Genomic DNA, 14,518 nt, shown 5'->3' with positions numbered 1-14,518 from the left:
TGGTTCGTCGACAACTGGGACACGATCGTGGCGGTGGCCAAGGTCGTGGTCGCGGTGGTGGGGATCATCGCGATGATCATCGGTGGTCCGATCCTCGCGGCGATCGTGCTGGTCGCGGCACTCGTTCTGCTTGCGGACACGCTCTATAAGTATTCGCAGGGCCGGGCGTCGCTCTGGGATGTGGCGTTCGCCGCGCTGGAGTGCGTACCCGGCATGAAGGGGCTGACCACCCTCGGCGGACTGGCCAGGGGGCTGAAGGGCCTCAAGGGGCTCAAGGGCATGGCGGCGGGCCTGCGCGGGCTGGGCAAGAGCGCCCGCGGCATGATCGCCGACGGGGCGAAGGGCGCGTACAACCGGCTCAGCAAGGTCGTCCGCTCCAAGGGCAGCGACCCCGTCGACATGGCCTCGGGCGCGATGTTCCTGCCACAGCGGGACGTGGAACTGCCCGGTCTGCTCCCGCTGGTCTTCACCCGCCGGGTGGCCTCCGACTACCGGTGTGGATGGTGGTTCGGGCCCACCTGGGCCTCCACCGTCGACCAGCGCCTGGAGATCGACGAGACCGGCGTCGTCCTCGTCACCGAGGACGGCCTGCTGCTCGCCTATCCCCACCCCGCGGCCCCGCACCTGCCCGTGCTGCCCGAGGCCGGCCCGCGGCTCACGCTGACCCGGCTGGAGGACGGCGGCTACCGCGTCGACGACCCCCTGACCGGCCGGGCCCGCCACTTCCACCGGCCCGAGGACGGCATCGCCCCGATCGCCCGGATCACCGACCGCAACCAGCACGCGATCACCTTCGAGTACGACGACCAGGGCGCCCCGCTGGCCCTGCGCCACTCGGGCGGCTACCACCTCAAGCTCACCGTCGAGGACGGCCACATCACCGCCCTGAGCCTGGCCGGCGCCGCGGACGACGGCACGGACGCGATCCTCCGGCGCTACGGATACCGCGACGGGAACCTCACCGAGGTCGCCAACTCCGCCGGGCTGCCGCTGCGCCTCACCTACGACGACCGCCTGCGCGTCACCTCGTGGACCGACAGCAACGACAGCCGCTACTCCTACTCCTACGACGACCGCGACCGCTGTGTCGCCGAGGGCGGCGAGGCCGGCCACATCGCCATCACGCTCGCCTACGACGGCACGGACCCGCAGTGGCCGGGCTGCCGCCTCACCACCCTGACCACCGCCGAGGGTGCGGTCAGCCGGTTCGTCGTCAACGACCTCAGCCAGGTCGTCGCCGAGATCGACCCGCTCGGCCACACCACCCGCACCGGCTACGACGAGCACCACCACCTCACCTCGCACACCGACGAACTCGGCGCGGTCACCACGTACGACAACGACGCGCTCGGCCGCCCGCTCCGTATCCGCCGGCCCGACGGCGGCCGGATCACGGTCGCCTACGACGTGTCCGGCCTGCCGACGGAGACCGTGATGCCCGACGGCGGCGTCTGGGCCCGGACGTACGACGAACGCGGCAACGGGCTGACGCTCACCGACCCGGCGGGCGCCACCAGCCACTTCCGCTACGACGAGCGCGGGCACCTCATCGCGTTCACCGACGCGCTCGGCCGCACCACCCGCATGACCTGCGACGACGCGGGCCTCGTCACCGAGGTCGTCGACCCCCTCGACGGCCGCACCCTCATCGGACGCGACCGCTTCGGCCGCCGGATCTCCGAGACCGACCCGCTGGGCGCGGTGACCGGCTGGAGCTGGGACACCGAGGGCAACCTGCTCCGCTACGCCCGTCCCGACGGCGCGGTCCAGTCGTGGACGTACGACGCCGAGGGCAACTGCCTCAGCCACACGAACCCGGCCGGAGCGGCGGCGCACTACGAGTACACCCACTTCGACCTGCTCAGCGCCCGCACCGACCCGGACGGGTCCCGCACCGACTTCACCTACGACCCCTCCCTCCGGCTGACCCGCGTGACCAACGCCCTCGGCGACACCTGGGACTACGCCTACGACCCCGCCGGGCGCCTCACCGCGGAGTCGGACTTCGGCGGCCGCACGGTCCGCTACGCCTACGACCCCGCCGGCCGGGTGACCGAGCGCGAGACCGCCGCCGGTGATGTCGTCCGGTACACCCGCGACGTCATGGGCCGGCTGACCGCCCAGGAGGCCGACGGGGAGCGCAGCGAGTTCACCTACGACGCGGACGACCGGCTGATCCGCGCGGTCTGGGCCGACGGGGAACTCACCCGGACCCACGACCCGGTCGGCCGCCTGCTCACCGAGACCGTCGACGGCCGCACCCTGCGGCTGACCTACGACGCCCTCGGCCAGTGCGTCGGACGGCGCACCCCGGCCGGCGCCCGGACCACGTACACCTACGACGAGCTGGGGCGGCGCACCGAGGTCAGGGCGGGCGAGCGCCGGATCACCTCCACCTACGACGGGGCGGGCCGGGAGACCGCACGCGAGTGGGGCGAGGCCCTGCGCCTGGCGCAGCGCTGGGACGTCGCGGACCGGCCGCTGACCCGGGAGTGGAGCGGCGCGGGCCGCACCGCCCCCGAGCGGCTGGGCTACCGGTGGCGGCCGGACGGAGCGTTGCTCGCGGCCGGGGACACGCGGTACACCGTGGACCGCGCGGGCCGGGTCACCGAGGCGCACGGCCCCGGCCGCTCCGAGTCCTACGCGTACGACGCGCTCGGCAACCAGACGGACGCCGCCTGGTCGGCCGGTCACCCCGGCGCCGAGGCCATGGGCCCCCGTGTCTACGAGGGGACCGACCTCGTCGCCGCCGGGCAGGTCCGCTACGAGCGCGATGCCGCGGGGCGCCCGACCGTGCGCCGTCGTCCGCGGCTGTCGCGCAAGCCCGACGTGTGGCGGTACACCTGGAACGCGCACGACCGGCTGACCGGGGTCACCGTTCCCGACGGGACGCACTGGACCTACCGCTACGACCCCCTCGGCCGCCGGATCGCCAAGCGGCACATGGGCCCCGACGGGACCGTGCTGGAGGAGACCGCGTTCACCTGGCACGAGGGCACGCTCGTCGAGCAGGCGGCGGTGGCCCGGCAGTGGCCGGTCGCCCAGATCCAGACCTGGGAGTTCGACGAGGACGGCCTGGTGCCGCTGGCCCAGACCGACCGCTTCAAGGACCTGGCCGGGGACTCGCAGCAGCGGTACGACAGCCGCTTCTACGCCATCGTCACCGACCTCTTGGGCACCCCGACCGAACTCGTCGACGAGAGCGGCGCCGTCGCCTGGCGGCGCACCGCGACGGTGTGGGGCGGCACGACGTGGAACCAGGACGCCACCACGTACACGCCGCTGCGCTTCCCGGGGCAGTACCACGACCTGGAGACCGGCCACCACTACAACCTGCACCGGCACTACGACCCCGACACGGGCCGCTACCTCAGCACCGACCCCCTCGGCCTGTTCCCCGCCCCCAACCCGGTCACCTACGTCGACAACCCGCTGACCGGGGCGGACCCGTTCGGCCTCTCGCCCTACGACCCGATCCGGATCAAGGCGGGCCAGCAACTGCCCGGGGCGTACCATCTGAGCCCGGCCGAGATGGACTTCGTGAAGCAGCTCCTGGCGAAACGGCAAAATCTCCAGGTCTACCGGACGCACGGCGAGAAGTTCCAGGGGGACTTCATGGTGGTGGATCCGTCCGATCCGAAGAATCTCGTGGCGTTCGTCGTCGACCACAAGATGGGTGGCGGGAATGCGGGGCAGCAGCTCAAGAACGCCGCGACCGCGGCCCGGCACCTCGGCATCACGGACCCGAAGCGGCTGATCACCGGGTCGGGGGACACCCCCAAGCTGCTGGAACTCATGAGCCGTGGCCGAGGGGAATGGAACAAGTGATGATCGTCCTGCCGAGGTTGCTCGTCCAGCTGCTCGCCGAGGTCGGTGAGCGTCGGGGCGCGGAGCTCGCCCTCGACTTCGCGGAGCACGCCGTGGAGCCCCTGGCCGAGGGTGTGCGTTCCGTGTGCGAGGAGTACGTGGCCGCCGCCCGCCAGGCCCTCCCGCTCGACCGTGCGGACGACCGGCTGCTCCGTGCCCACGAAGCCTTCGACAAGGAGGCATGGAGGGATCCCGAGGACTCGGACTCCATGCAACTCGTGGACTCCGCCGTGCGGTTGGCCTGCCAGGACATGCTGATCGAGGCCGGTGTCTACGGCAGGCCCGGGCGCATCCCCGTGACGCCGCAGTACATCGCGAAGACCGCCCAGTCCTTCGTCGCCCGCCGCCACTCCGAACGGGCCGCGGAGGGCGAGGACCTGCGGGAGGTGAACCGGCGGGCCCGCTGGGAGGAGGCGCGCTGGCAGGTGCAGCGCGTGATCGCCACGGAGCCTGCCCCGCCCGGGAACGGGTGAGCCCGGGCGCGCGTCAGGGCGCACCCGGGCTCGGCTCCCCCCGGTCAGGCGGTCACGTCCGCTGCCACAGGGCGGGGACGTTCGGGGGCTCCCACCCCGTCTGCGCCTGGTGGTACTGGAGGCAGCGGTAGGTGGCGCCGCCGTAGGTCACCGTCGCGCCGGCCTGGTAGACCGTGCCGGCCGCCCAGGTGCCGCCGCCCGGTTCCCCGGGCTCCCCGGGACCGCTCGACGTGGTCTTCAGGGTGAGGCCGTAGGCCTGGAGGATCGGGTTGAGCGGCTGGAAGTACGTGGTCCCGCCGCTGGTGCAGTTGCCCGAACCGCCCGAGGTGACGCCCTGGGCCTGGCCGCCGGAGATGTAGGAGCCGCCCGAGTCGCCCGGCTCGGCGCACACGCTGGTGCGGGTGACCCCGGAGATGGTGCCCTCCGGATAGGTGACGCTGGTGTTGAGCTGCTGGATCGTGCCGCAGCGCCAGCCCGTGGTGGACCCGGAGCGGCACACGGAGGCGCCCACCGCGGCCTGCGTCGAACCGGCGACCTGGACGGCGGACCCGGCGACGTTCGGGGTCGCCGTCCAGTTGGAGTCGGCCGCCACCCACGCCATGTCGTTGCCGGGGAAGACCGACGCCTGGAAGGTGCCCTGGGCCACCCGGTTGAAGCCGGTGGTGCTGTTCCCGGCGCGGCCGCAGTGGCCGGCCGTGGCGAAGCCCTGCGTGGTGCCCCGGGTGACGGCGAAGCCGACCGAGCAGCGTGAGCCGCCGTTGATGTAGTAGGCGTCGCCGCCCCGCAGGTCGTACAGCGGACGGGGCCGCTCGGCCGTCCGCTCGATCCGGGCGAGGGCGCCGTCCACCCCGGCCGCCGCGAGCAGGGCGCGCCCGGCGGCCGGGCGCACGGCCTCCACGACGAGCGCGTTGGTGCGCACGTCGACGTACCAGACCGGGGTGTCGGTGGTCGTGCGGTGGGTCGCCGCCCGGTCCAGGCGGGCCTTGGCCGCGTCGAGGGCGGTCAGGGAGTGGCGTACGACGGCCGCGGTCGCGCCCTGTGCCTCGATCGTCTTCACGTCGGATGCGCCCGTCGTCGCCACGGTCAGGGTGGCGGACTCGGCGCCGCGGACCCAGGCGCCGGCGAAGTCCGGGCCGAGCGCCAGGCGCAGCCGGCCCGCGGTGGCGCCCGCCTCGGCCTCGTTGGCGAGGCGGGTCCGGGCCTGCCCGGAGTCGATGCCGAGGTCCCGTTGCATGGCGTGGAGGAGTGCGGACGGGACCTCGGCGGTCTCGGGGGCGTGCGCCGCGCTCGCGGAGCCGCTGAGCCCGGCCGCGAGCAGGGCGCCGGTCGCCACCGCGGCGGCGGCCGCGGCCCGGGCGGGTCCGGTGAGTCGTTGGAGCATGGGGAGGTCTCCTCGGAGTCGGTCTCGGTGGGGAGGTGCGGAACGTGCCGAAACCGTAGGGAGAGCCGTCCGGGGGGCGTAAGACGTCAGCCGACCCCCTGCCCCGGCGTTATGGAACGCGGGGAGGGCGTTCGGCCGGCCGGTCGCGGTACGCGGTGCTGCGCGCCGCCGTTCCCGCGTGGGCGCTGCGGGCCTGGGCCAGGACCGTCGCCGCGGTGTCGGGCCGCTGGGCCGTCGGGTCCCAGCCCAGCAGGTGGCGCCAGAGCAGGGGAGTGCCGGTGAGGGGGCGGGTGGCGATGCCGGGGGTGCTGGGGAAGGACGCCCGGCACAGGCCGACCGCCCGGCCGACCTGCACCAGGTGGACGACGGAGGAGGTGTCCGTCTCGTACATGCGGCGCGGGCTGAAGCCGGCCCGGGCGCACGCGGCGGTGAAGCACTCGGCGAAGCAGCCGTCGCCGGGGACGCAGGCCCACTCCTGCCCGGCGAGGCGGGCCAGGTCGATCTCCGGGCCGTCGGTGAGCGGGTGCCCGTCGGCGAGCATGACGAAGACCGGGTCCACCGCGATCTCCCGCCACACCAGGTGCCCGGCGCCCGGCGGGGCGGCCGAACCGCAGGTGCCGGTGAGGACGAAGTCGAGCCGCCCCTCGGCCAGTTGCGCGGCCAGCTCCCGCTCCGACCATGAGGCGCGGGTGGTGACGGCGGCACCGGGGGCGGCCTCGGCGAGCCGGTCGACCAGCGCGCCCAGGAGCGGTCCGTGGGTGCCGCCGAGCCGCAGCCGCTCCGGTTCCCGGCGGGACCGCGCGAACCGGGTCGCCTCCCGTTGCAGCTCGGACACGGCGGGCAGCACGACCCGGGTCCGCTCCAGCACCAGCTCGCCGAGCGGGGTGGCGCGTACGCCGTGCCGTCCCCGCTCGAACAGGGCTCCTCCCAGGGCCCGTTCGATCCGCTTGAGCTGGGCGCTCAGGGCGGGCTGGGCGAGCCCGAGGGCGGCGGCGGCCCGGGTGAGGCTGCCCGCGTCGGCGATCGTCCGGATGGCCCTCAGATGCCGCAACTCCAGCTCCATACGGGGAGCTTGCTGCGCGGGAGGGAGGAGGGCAAGGGGCTGGTATGGACCAGTTGTGGGGCGCCGGGTTCGCTCCGCACATGACCACCGGGACCCCGTGGTCCAGCACGGCACGGTGTGGAAGTCGTCGCGGGTGGCACGGTCGCCGAAGCGGCCCTCCCGGTTCCCCCGACCGGCCCGCTTGGTTTGACCTGCGTCACTCTCGGGGTATTGTCTCCGGCTCGATTGGCGGAGGGCCTGCCCCATATGGCAGACTGTCGGAGTTGCTCGGTCGAGTGTTGATGCTGCGCGCCTCCCGCCGGGAGGACCGGAAGCGAGTCCCACAGTACTCGTCGCCCTAACTGCCTCACGGCAGCGCTGGGGCGGACGTACGGGAATCTTCCGGGAAGTGACAGTGCGGCGCCGACCAGGCACCCGGTGGGCCTCCTAGCCCCCGGCCCGCGGTTCGCAAGGGCCGCGTTCCCAGACGAGGGATGTTCGAACAAGGGACATCTCTGTCAGCGGGAGCGCGACACGCCCGACCGCGTGGGTCGGAGGTCAGGGCTCAAGGACACCGGGTTCCAGAGCGTAAGAAGAGACAGGACTACTGAGTAGCCATGGCGGGACAGAAGATCCGCATCCGGCTCAAGGCCTACGACCACGAGGTCATCGACTCCTCGGCGAAGAAGATCGTCGAGACGGTGACCCGCACTGGTGCGTCGGTCGCGGGCCCGGTGCCGCTGCCCACTGAGAAGAACGTGTACTGCGTCATCAAGTCGCCGCACAAGTACAAGGACTCGCGCGAGCACTTCGAGATGCGCACGCACAAGCGCCTGATCGACATCCTCGACCCGACGCCCAAGACCGTTGACTCCCTGATGCGACTCGACCTCCCGGCCGGTGTCGACATCGAGATCAAGCTCTGAGGGTCGGTGATCTGAGAATGGCTAAGCAGATCAAGGGCATCCTTGGCGAGAAGCTCGGCATGACGCAGGTGTGGGACGAGAACAACCGCGTTGTTCCGGTCACCGTCGTCAAGGCCGGCCCCAACGTCGTCACCCAGGTCCGCACGAACGACGTCGACGGCTACGAGTCCGTCCAGATCGCGTTCGGCGAGATCGACCCGCGCAAGGTGAACAAGCCCCTCAAGGGCCACTTCGCCAAGGCCGATGTCACCCCCCGTCGCCACCTCGTCGAGATCCGTACGGCCGACGCCTCCGAGTACACGCTCGGTCAGGAAGTCACCGCCGAGGTCTTCGAGGCCGGCGTCAAGGTCGACGTGACCGGCAAGAGCAAGGGCAAGGGCTTCGCCGGTGTCATGAAGCGTCACAACTTCAAGGGCCTCGGCGCCGGGCACGGCACCCAGCGCAAGCACCGCTCTCCCGGTTCCATCGGTGGCTGCGCCACTCCGGGCCGTGTGTTCAAGGGCCTCCGCATGGCGGGTCGTATGGGCAACGAGCGGGTCACCACCCAGAACCTGACCGTTCACGCCGTTGACGCGGAGAAGGGTCTGCTCCTCATCAAGGGCGCAGTTCCCGGTCCGAACGGTGGCCTCGTCCTGGTCCGTACCGCGGCCAAGGGGGTTTGAGGAACCGATGAGCACCATTGACATCCTTTCGCCGGCAGGCGACAAGACCGGAACCGTCGACCTCCCCGCGGAGATCTTCGACGTAGAGAAGATCAGCGTTCCGCTGCTTCACCAGGTCGTCGTCGCGCAGCTGGCCGCTGCCCGTCAGGGCACGCACAAGACCAAGCGCCGTGGCGAAGTCCGCGGTGGTGGCAAGAAGCCTTACCGCCAGAAGGGCACCGGCCGCGCCCGTCAGGGTTCGACCCGCGCTCCGCAGTTCGCCGGTGGTGGCGTCGTGCACGGTCCCGTGCCGCGTGACTACTCGCAGCGGACCCCGAAGAAGATGAAGGCCGCGGCCCTGCGCCACGCCCTCACCGACCGGGCCCGCAACAACCGCATCCACGTCGTCTCCGGCGTCATCGAGGGCGAGAACCCCTCGACGAAGGCCGCGAAGTCGCTGTTCGGCAAGATCTCGGAGCGCAAGAACCTGCTCCTGATCATCGAGCGTGCCGACGAGGCCGCGTGGCTGTCCGCCCGCAACCTGCCCCAGGTCCACATCCTGGAGCCGGGCCAGCTGAACACGTACGACGTTCTCGTCTCGGACGACGTGGTCTTCACCCAGGCCGCCCTCGAGTCCTTCGTGTCCGGCCCGAAGGCCAATGACACCGAAGGGAGCGAGGCCTGATGGCTATCCGTCACCCCGCCATTGCCTCCAAGGCCGCCAAGGCCGCCAAGGCCGCGCGCGTCGCCAAGGCGCGTCGCCACGCCGCGGAGGGCAAGAACACCGTCGAGACCCCGCTGAGCAAGTCGTTCACGGACCCCCGTGACATCCTGCTCAAGCCGGTCGTCTCCGAGAAGAGCTACGCGCTTCTCGACGAGGGCAAGTACACGTTCGTCGTGGACCCGAGCGCCAACAAGACCCAGATCAAGCAGGCCGTCCAGGCGGTCTTCTCGGTCAAGGTCACCGGGGTCAACACGATCAACCGCCAGGGCAAGCGCAAGCGGACCCGCACGGGCTTCGGCAAGCGCGCCGACAGCAAGCGCGCGATCGTGACCCTTGCCGAGGGCGACCGTATCGACATCTTCGGCGGTCCGACCGCGTAAGCGGGTCGGATCGTCCGATATCGGACGAGGACTGAGAAATGGGAATCCGCAAGTACAAGCCGACTACGCCGGGCCGTCGTGGTTCCAGCGTCGCCGACTTCGTCGAGGTCACGCGGTCCACGCCGGAGAAGTCGCTGGTCCGCCCCCTGCACAGCAAGGGCGGCCGTAACAACGCCGGTCGTGTGACCGTTCGCCACCAGGGTGGCGGACACAAGCGCGCCTACCGCGTGATCGACTTCCGTCGTCACGACAAGGACGGCGTGCCGGCGAAGGTCGCGCACATCGAGTACGACCCCAACCGCACCGCGCGCATCGCGCTGCTGCACTACGCGGACGGCGAGAAGCGCTACATCCTCGCCCCGCGCAACCTGCAGCAGGGTGACCGCGTCGAGAACGGTCCCGGGGCCGACATCAAGCCGGGCAACAACCTGGCGCTCCGCAACATCCCGGTCGGTACCACGATCCACGCGATCGAGATCCGTCCCGGTGGCGGCGCCAAGTTCGCCCGCTCCGCCGGTGCCTCGGTGCAGCTGCTCGCGAAGGAGGGCACCATGGCCCACCTCCGCATGCCTTCCGGCGAGATCCGTCTGGTCGACCAGCGCTGCCGCGCCACGGTCGGCGAGGTCGGCAACGCCGAGCAGAGCAACATCAACTGGGGCAAGGCCGGCCGCAAGCGCTGGCTGGGCGTTCGCCCGACCGTCCGTGGTGTCGCGATGAACCCGGTCGACCACCCGCACGGTGGTGGTGAGGGCAAGACCTCCGGTGGTCGCCACCCGGTCTCGCCGTGGGGTCAGAAGGAGGGTCGTACTCGTTCGCCGAAGAAGGCTTCGAACAAGTACATCGTCCGCCGCCGCAAGACGAACAAGAAGCGCTAGGAGCGGGTTTAGATGCCGCGCAGTCTCAAGAAGGGGCCCTTCGTCGACGACCACCTGATCAAGAAGGTGGACGCCCAGAACGAAGCAGGCACCAAGAACGTCATCAAGACCTGGTCCCGTCGCTCCATGATCGTGCCGGCCATGCTCGGCCACACGCTCGCGGTGCACAACGGCAAGACCCACATCCCGGTGTTCGTCACCGAGTCGATGGTCGGCCACAAGCTCGGCGAGTTCTCGCCGACGCGCACCTTCCGGGGTCACGTCAAGGACGACCGGAAGTCGAAGCGCCGCTAACAGCGGATCGCATTCAGACACGTAAGTAACTGAGAGGGACAACCATGGAAGCCAGGGCCCAGGCGCGGTACATCCGCGTCACGCCCATGAAGGCCCGCCGCGTGGTGGACCTGATCCGTGGCATGGATGCCACGGAGGCTCAGGCGGTCCTGCGATTCGCTCCGCAGGCCGCCTCCGTGCCCGTCGGCAAGGTGCTCGACAGCGCCATCGCCAACGCCGCGCACAACTACGACCACACCGACGCCGACAGCCTCTTCATCTCCGAGGCGTACGTCGACGAGGGTCCGACCCTGAAGCGGTTCCGTCCGCGCGCCCAGGGCCGTGCCTACCGGATCCGCAAGCGGACCAGCCACATCACCGTGGTCGTCAGCAGCAAGGAAGGAACCCGGTAATGGGCCAGAAGGTAAACCCGCATGGGTTCCGGCTCGGTGTCACGACCGACTTCAAGTCGCGTTGGTACGCCGACAAGCTGTACAAGGACTACGTCAAGGAAGACGTCGCCATCCGTCGGATGATGACGTCCGGCATGGAGCGCGCCGGCATCTCGAAGGTTGAGATCGAGCGCACCCGTGACCGTGTCCGCGTGGACATCCACACCGCGCGTCCCGGCATCGTCATCGGCCGCCGCGGCGCCGAGGCCGACCGCATCCGCGGTGACCTGGAGAAGCTGACCGGCAAGCAGGTCCAGCTGAACATCCTCGAGGTCAAGAACCCGGAGACCGACGCTCAGCTGGTGGCCCAGGCCGTCGCCGAGCAGCTCTCCTCCCGCGTCTCCTTCCGTCGGGCCATGCGCAAGAGCATGCAGTCCGCCATGAAGGCCGGCGCCAAGGGCATCAAGATCCAGTGCGGTGGCCGCCTCGGTGGCGCCGAGATGTCCCGCTCGGAGTTCTACCGCGAGGGCCGTGTGCCCCTGCACACGCTCCGCGCGAACGTGGACTACGGCTTCTTCGAGGCCAAGACGACCTTCGGCCGCATCGGCGTGAAGGTCTGGATCTACAAGGGCGACGTGAAGAACATCGCCGAGGTCCGCGCCGAGAACGCTGCCGCCCGTGCGGGTAACCGCCCGGCCCGCGGTGGCGGCTCCGACCGCCCGGCCCGTGGTGGCCGTGGTGGCGAGCGGCGCGGTCGCAAGCCGCAGCAGGCTGCCGGTTCCGAGGCCCCCAAGGCCGAGGCTCCCGCCGCCGCTCCGGCTGAGAGCACCGGAACGGAGGCCTGACCGACATGCTGATCCCCCGTAGGGTCAAGCACCGCAAGCAGCACCACCCGAAGCGCTCCGGCGCTGCCAAGGGCGGCACGCAGGTTGCGTTCGGCGAGTACGGCATCCAGGCGCTGACCCCGGCCTACGTGACGAACCGCCAGATCGAGGCGGCCCGTATCGCGATGACCCGCCACATCAAGCGTGGCGGCAAGGTCTGGATCAACATCTACCCGGACCGTCCCCTCACCAAGAAGCCGGCCGAGACCCGCATGGGTTCCGGTAAGGGTTCGCCGGAGTGGTGGATCGCCAACGTCAAGCCCGGACGCGTCATGTTCGAGCTGTCGTACCCCAACGAGAAGATCGCCCGTGAGGCCCTGACTCGCGCCGCCCACAAGCTGCCGATGAAGTGCCGGATCGTCAAGCGCGAGGCAGGTGAAGCGTGATGTCGGCCGGTACCAAGGCGTCCGAGCTGCGCGAGCTGGGCAACGAGGAGCTTCTGGCGAAGCTCCGCGAGGCCAAGGAAGAGCTGTTCAACCTCCGCTTCCAGGCGGCGACCGGACAGCTTGAGAACCATGGCCGTCTGAAGGCGGTCCGCAAGGACATCGCGCGGATCTACACCCTGATGCGCGAGCGTGAGCTGGGCATCGAAACGGTGGAGAACGCCTGATGAGCGAGAACAACGTGACTGAGAACGCAGAGGCGCGCGGCTTCCGCAAGACCCGTGAGGGTCTCGTCGTCAGCGACAAGATGGACAAGACCGTCGTCGTCGCCGTCGAGGACCGCGTCAAGCACGCGCTGTACGGCAAGGTCATCCGCCGTACGAACAAGCTCAAGGCGCACGACGAGCAGAACGCCGCCGGTGTCGGCGACCGTGTCCTCCTCATGGAGACCCGGCCGCTGTCCGCCACGAAGCGGTGGCGCGTCGTCGAGATCCTCGAGAAGGCCAAGTAAGTTCCTGCGGCCCTAAAGAAAACTAGGGGCCCCGCAGGTCAGTTCCGCCAGGCTCGGCAGGGGCACTCCTCGTACGAGGCGGCCCCTGCCGGGAACCGGCAGACAAACAGGAGATAGACGTGATCCAGCAGGAGTCGCGACTGCGTGTCGCCGACAACACTGGTGCGAAGGAGATCCTTTGCATCCGTGTGCTCGGTGGCTCCGGTCGCCGCTACGCGGGCATCGGTGACGTCATCGTCGCCACCGTCAAGGACGCGATCCCCGGTGGCAACGTGAAGAAGGGTGACGTCGTCAAGGCGGTCATCGTTCGCACCGTCAAGGAGCGCCGCCGTCCGGACGGCTCGTACATCCGCTTCGACGAGAACGCCGCTGTCATTCTGAAGAACGACGGCGACCCTCGCGGCACCCGCATCTTCGGCCCGGTCGGCCGTGAGCTGCGCGAGAAGAAGTTCATGAAGATCATCTCGCTCGCGCCGGAGGTGCTGTAAGCATGAAGATCAAGAAGGGCGACCTGGTCCAGGTCATCACCGGTAAGGACAAGGGCAAGCAGGGCAAGGTCATTGCCGCTTACCCGCGCGACGAGCGCGTCCTGGTCGAGGGTGTCAACCGGGTCAAGAAGCACACCAAGGCCGGTCCGACCGCTCGCGGTTCCCAGGCCGGCGGCATCGTGACCACCGAGGCCCCGATCCACGTGTCCAACGTTCAGCTGGTCGTGGAGAAGGACGGCAACAAGGTCGTCACGCGTGTCGGTTACCGCTTCGACGAAGAGGGCAACAAGATCCGCGTTGCCAAGCGGACGGGTGAGGACATCTGATGGCTACCACCACCACTCCGCGTCTGAAGACGAAGTACCGCGAGGAGATCGCGGGCAAGCTGCGTGACGAGTTCAAGTACGAGAACGTCATGCAGATCCCCGGCCTCGTCAAGATCGTGGTCAACATGGGTGTGGGCGACGCCGCCCGCGACTCCAAGCTGATCGAGGGCGCCATCCGCGACCTCACCACGATCACCGGTCAGAAGCCGCAGGTCACCAAGGCCCGCAAGTCCATCGCGCAGTTCAAGCTGCGTGAGGGTCAGCCGATCGGTGCCCACGTCACGCTCCGTGGCGACCGCATGTGGGAGTTCCTGGACCGCACCCTGTCGCTCGCGCTGCCGCGCATCCGCGACTTCCGTGGTCTGTCCCCCAAGCAGTTCGACGGCCGTGGCAACTACACCTTCGGTCTCACGGAGCAGGTCATGTTCCACGAGATCGACCAGGACAAGATCGACCGTACCCGGGGTATGGACATCACCGTGGTGACCACGGCGACCAACGACGCTGAGGGCCGCGCGCTCCTTCGTCACCTCGGCTTCCCGTTCAAGGAGGCGTGAGCGAGATGGCGAAGAAGGCTCTGATTGCCAAGGCTGCTCGCAAGCCCAAGTTCGGTGTGCGTGGCTACACCCGCTGCCAGCGCTGTGGCCGTCCGCACTCCGTGTACCGCAAGTTCGGCCTGTGCCGCGTCTGCCTTCGTGAGATGGCTCACCGTGGCGAGCTGCCGGGCGTGACCAAGAGCTCCTGGTAATCCCCGCATTTAGGGATTCCTGAAGCTCTCGGTAAGCATCTGGGTGGACAGATGCCCACCTCCGCATGGCTTAGGCTTGTGGGGTTGGGCGTCTGTCACGCCTTTACGACTTACTACGCCGTAGGTCCACCGCGCCGCACCCGCCCCGTCTCGGATCGGGGAGAGGGATGGCGCATCGGGAAACCCCGGCGAGAGAGGCCGAAG

At 69.8% G+C, this 14,518-nt stretch carries 19 protein-coding genes; 17 read left to right on the top strand and 2 right to left on the bottom strand.

The annotated features are described in order from the left end of the window. Positions 1 to 3,828, top strand: a 3,828-nt coding sequence (locus ABT296_RS25795; RefSeq protein ID WP_351931006.1) for a DUF6531 domain-containing protein, incomplete at its 5' end; no start/stop codon positions are given. Beyond that, positions 3,828 to 4,340, top strand: coding sequence for a hypothetical protein (locus ABT296_RS25790; RefSeq protein ID WP_351931005.1), 513 nt, complete (start codon positions 3,828 to 3,830; stop codon positions 4,338 to 4,340). The genes ABT296_RS25795 and ABT296_RS25790, both read left to right, overlap by 1 nt. Positions 4,341 to 4,392: 52 nt before the next feature. On the opposite strand, the gene ABT296_RS25785 is transcribed toward ABT296_RS25790, so the two are convergent. Together ABT296_RS25785 and ABT296_RS25780 are read right to left on the bottom strand one after the other, a co-directional pair. Next, positions 4,393 to 5,721, bottom strand: coding sequence for an alpha-lytic protease prodomain-containing protein (locus ABT296_RS25785; RefSeq protein WP_351931004.1), 1,329 nt, complete (start codon positions 5,719 to 5,721; stop codon positions 4,393 to 4,395). Positions 5,722 to 5,830: 109 nt separating this feature from the next. Continuing rightward, entirely contained in the window at positions 5,831 to 6,784 is a 954-nt protein-coding gene (locus ABT296_RS25780) for a LysR family transcriptional regulator (RefSeq protein ID WP_351931003.1), read from the bottom strand. A gap of 596 nt (positions 6,785 to 7,380) precedes the next feature. On the opposite strand from ABT296_RS25780, the gene rpsJ reads away from it, so the two are divergent. The 15 genes from rpsJ to ABT296_RS25705 all read left to right on the top strand — a co-directional run bounded on the left by rpsJ (position 7,381) and on the right by ABT296_RS25705 (position 14,314). Next, the gene (rpsJ, locus tag ABT296_RS25775) at positions 7,381 to 7,689 is read left to right on the top strand and encodes a 30S ribosomal protein S10 (RefSeq protein ID WP_003948644.1); all 309 of its coding nucleotides are present in this window, start codon (positions 7,381 to 7,383) and stop codon (positions 7,687 to 7,689) included. A gap of 17 nt (positions 7,690 to 7,706) precedes the next feature. Next, entirely contained in the window at positions 7,707 to 8,351 is a 645-nt protein-coding gene (gene rplC / locus ABT296_RS25770; protein WP_351931002.1) for a 50S ribosomal protein L3, read from the top strand. A 7-nt stretch (positions 8,352 to 8,358) separates the two neighbouring features. After that, complete coding sequence (gene rplD / locus ABT296_RS25765; protein ID WP_351931001.1) at positions 8,359 to 9,015, top strand: 50S ribosomal protein L4; 657 nt, start codon at positions 8,359 to 8,361, stop codon at positions 9,013 to 9,015. Further along, positions 9,015 to 9,434 carry a 50S ribosomal protein L23 gene (rplW, locus tag ABT296_RS25760; protein ID WP_351931000.1) on the top strand — a complete coding sequence of 140 codons (420 nt, stop codon included), beginning with the start codon at positions 9,015 to 9,017 and terminating at the stop codon, positions 9,432 to 9,434. Before rplD ends, rplW begins: the two co-directional genes overlap by 1 nt. A gap of 38 nt (positions 9,435 to 9,472) precedes the next feature. Further along, positions 9,473 to 10,309 (top strand): 50S ribosomal protein L2, encoded by an 837-nt coding sequence (gene rplB, locus ABT296_RS25755; protein WP_030039757.1) that lies wholly within the window; start codon positions 9,473 to 9,475, stop codon positions 10,307 to 10,309. A gap of 12 nt (positions 10,310 to 10,321) precedes the next feature. After that, the gene (gene rpsS / locus ABT296_RS25750) at positions 10,322 to 10,603 is read left to right on the top strand and encodes a 30S ribosomal protein S19 (RefSeq protein WP_003992359.1); all 282 of its coding nucleotides are present in this window, start codon (positions 10,322 to 10,324) and stop codon (positions 10,601 to 10,603) included. 44 nt (positions 10,604 to 10,647) lie between these two features. After that, on the top strand, positions 10,648 to 10,995 hold the full coding sequence (gene rplV / locus ABT296_RS25745; RefSeq protein WP_003974262.1) for a 50S ribosomal protein L22: 348 nt from the start codon (positions 10,648 to 10,650) through the stop codon (positions 10,993 to 10,995). Then, positions 10,995 to 11,819 carry a 30S ribosomal protein S3 gene (rpsC, locus tag ABT296_RS25740; RefSeq protein WP_152771823.1) on the top strand — a complete coding sequence of 275 codons (825 nt, stop codon included), beginning with the start codon at positions 10,995 to 10,997 and terminating at the stop codon, positions 11,817 to 11,819. Before rplV ends, rpsC begins: the two co-directional genes overlap by 1 nt. 5 nt (positions 11,820 to 11,824) lie before the next feature. After that, positions 11,825 to 12,244, top strand: a complete 420-nt coding sequence (rplP, locus tag ABT296_RS25735) for a 50S ribosomal protein L16 (protein WP_009327094.1) — start codon at positions 11,825 to 11,827, stop codon at positions 12,242 to 12,244. Then, complete coding sequence (gene rpmC / locus ABT296_RS25730; RefSeq protein WP_007494763.1) at positions 12,244 to 12,468, top strand: 50S ribosomal protein L29; 225 nt, start codon at positions 12,244 to 12,246, stop codon at positions 12,466 to 12,468. Before rplP ends, rpmC begins: the two co-directional genes overlap by 1 nt. Next, positions 12,468 to 12,752 carry a 30S ribosomal protein S17 gene (gene rpsQ, locus ABT296_RS25725; protein ID WP_067249205.1) on the top strand — a complete coding sequence of 95 codons (285 nt, stop codon included), beginning with the start codon at positions 12,468 to 12,470 and terminating at the stop codon, positions 12,750 to 12,752. Before rpmC ends, rpsQ begins: the two co-directional genes overlap by 1 nt. Positions 12,753 to 12,871: 119 nt before the next feature. Then, entirely contained in the window at positions 12,872 to 13,240 is a 369-nt protein-coding gene (gene rplN / locus ABT296_RS25720) for a 50S ribosomal protein L14 (RefSeq protein ID WP_003998823.1), read from the top strand. A 2-nt stretch (positions 13,241 to 13,242) separates the two neighbouring features. Then, positions 13,243 to 13,566 carry a 50S ribosomal protein L24 gene (gene rplX / locus ABT296_RS25715; RefSeq protein WP_269661072.1) on the top strand — a complete coding sequence of 108 codons (324 nt, stop codon included), beginning with the start codon at positions 13,243 to 13,245 and terminating at the stop codon, positions 13,564 to 13,566. Further along, positions 13,566 to 14,123: a 50S ribosomal protein L5 gene (gene rplE, locus ABT296_RS25710; protein WP_189958138.1), complete on the top strand. Its 558-nt coding sequence runs from the start codon at positions 13,566 to 13,568 to the stop codon at positions 14,121 to 14,123. Before rplX ends, rplE begins: the two co-directional genes overlap by 1 nt. Positions 14,124 to 14,128: 5 nt before the next feature. Then, complete coding sequence (locus ABT296_RS25705; RefSeq protein ID WP_003948630.1) at positions 14,129 to 14,314, top strand: type Z 30S ribosomal protein S14; 186 nt, start codon at positions 14,129 to 14,131, stop codon at positions 14,312 to 14,314. Positions 14,315 to 14,518: the final 204 nt, after the last annotated feature.

The organism is Streptomyces sp. NPDC000983 (assembly GCF_040299205.1).
In the GTDB taxonomy this organism is placed as follows: domain Bacteria; phylum Actinomycetota; class Actinomycetes; order Streptomycetales; family Streptomycetaceae; genus Streptomyces.
This window is presented reverse-complemented; position numbering and strand designations above follow the sequence as displayed.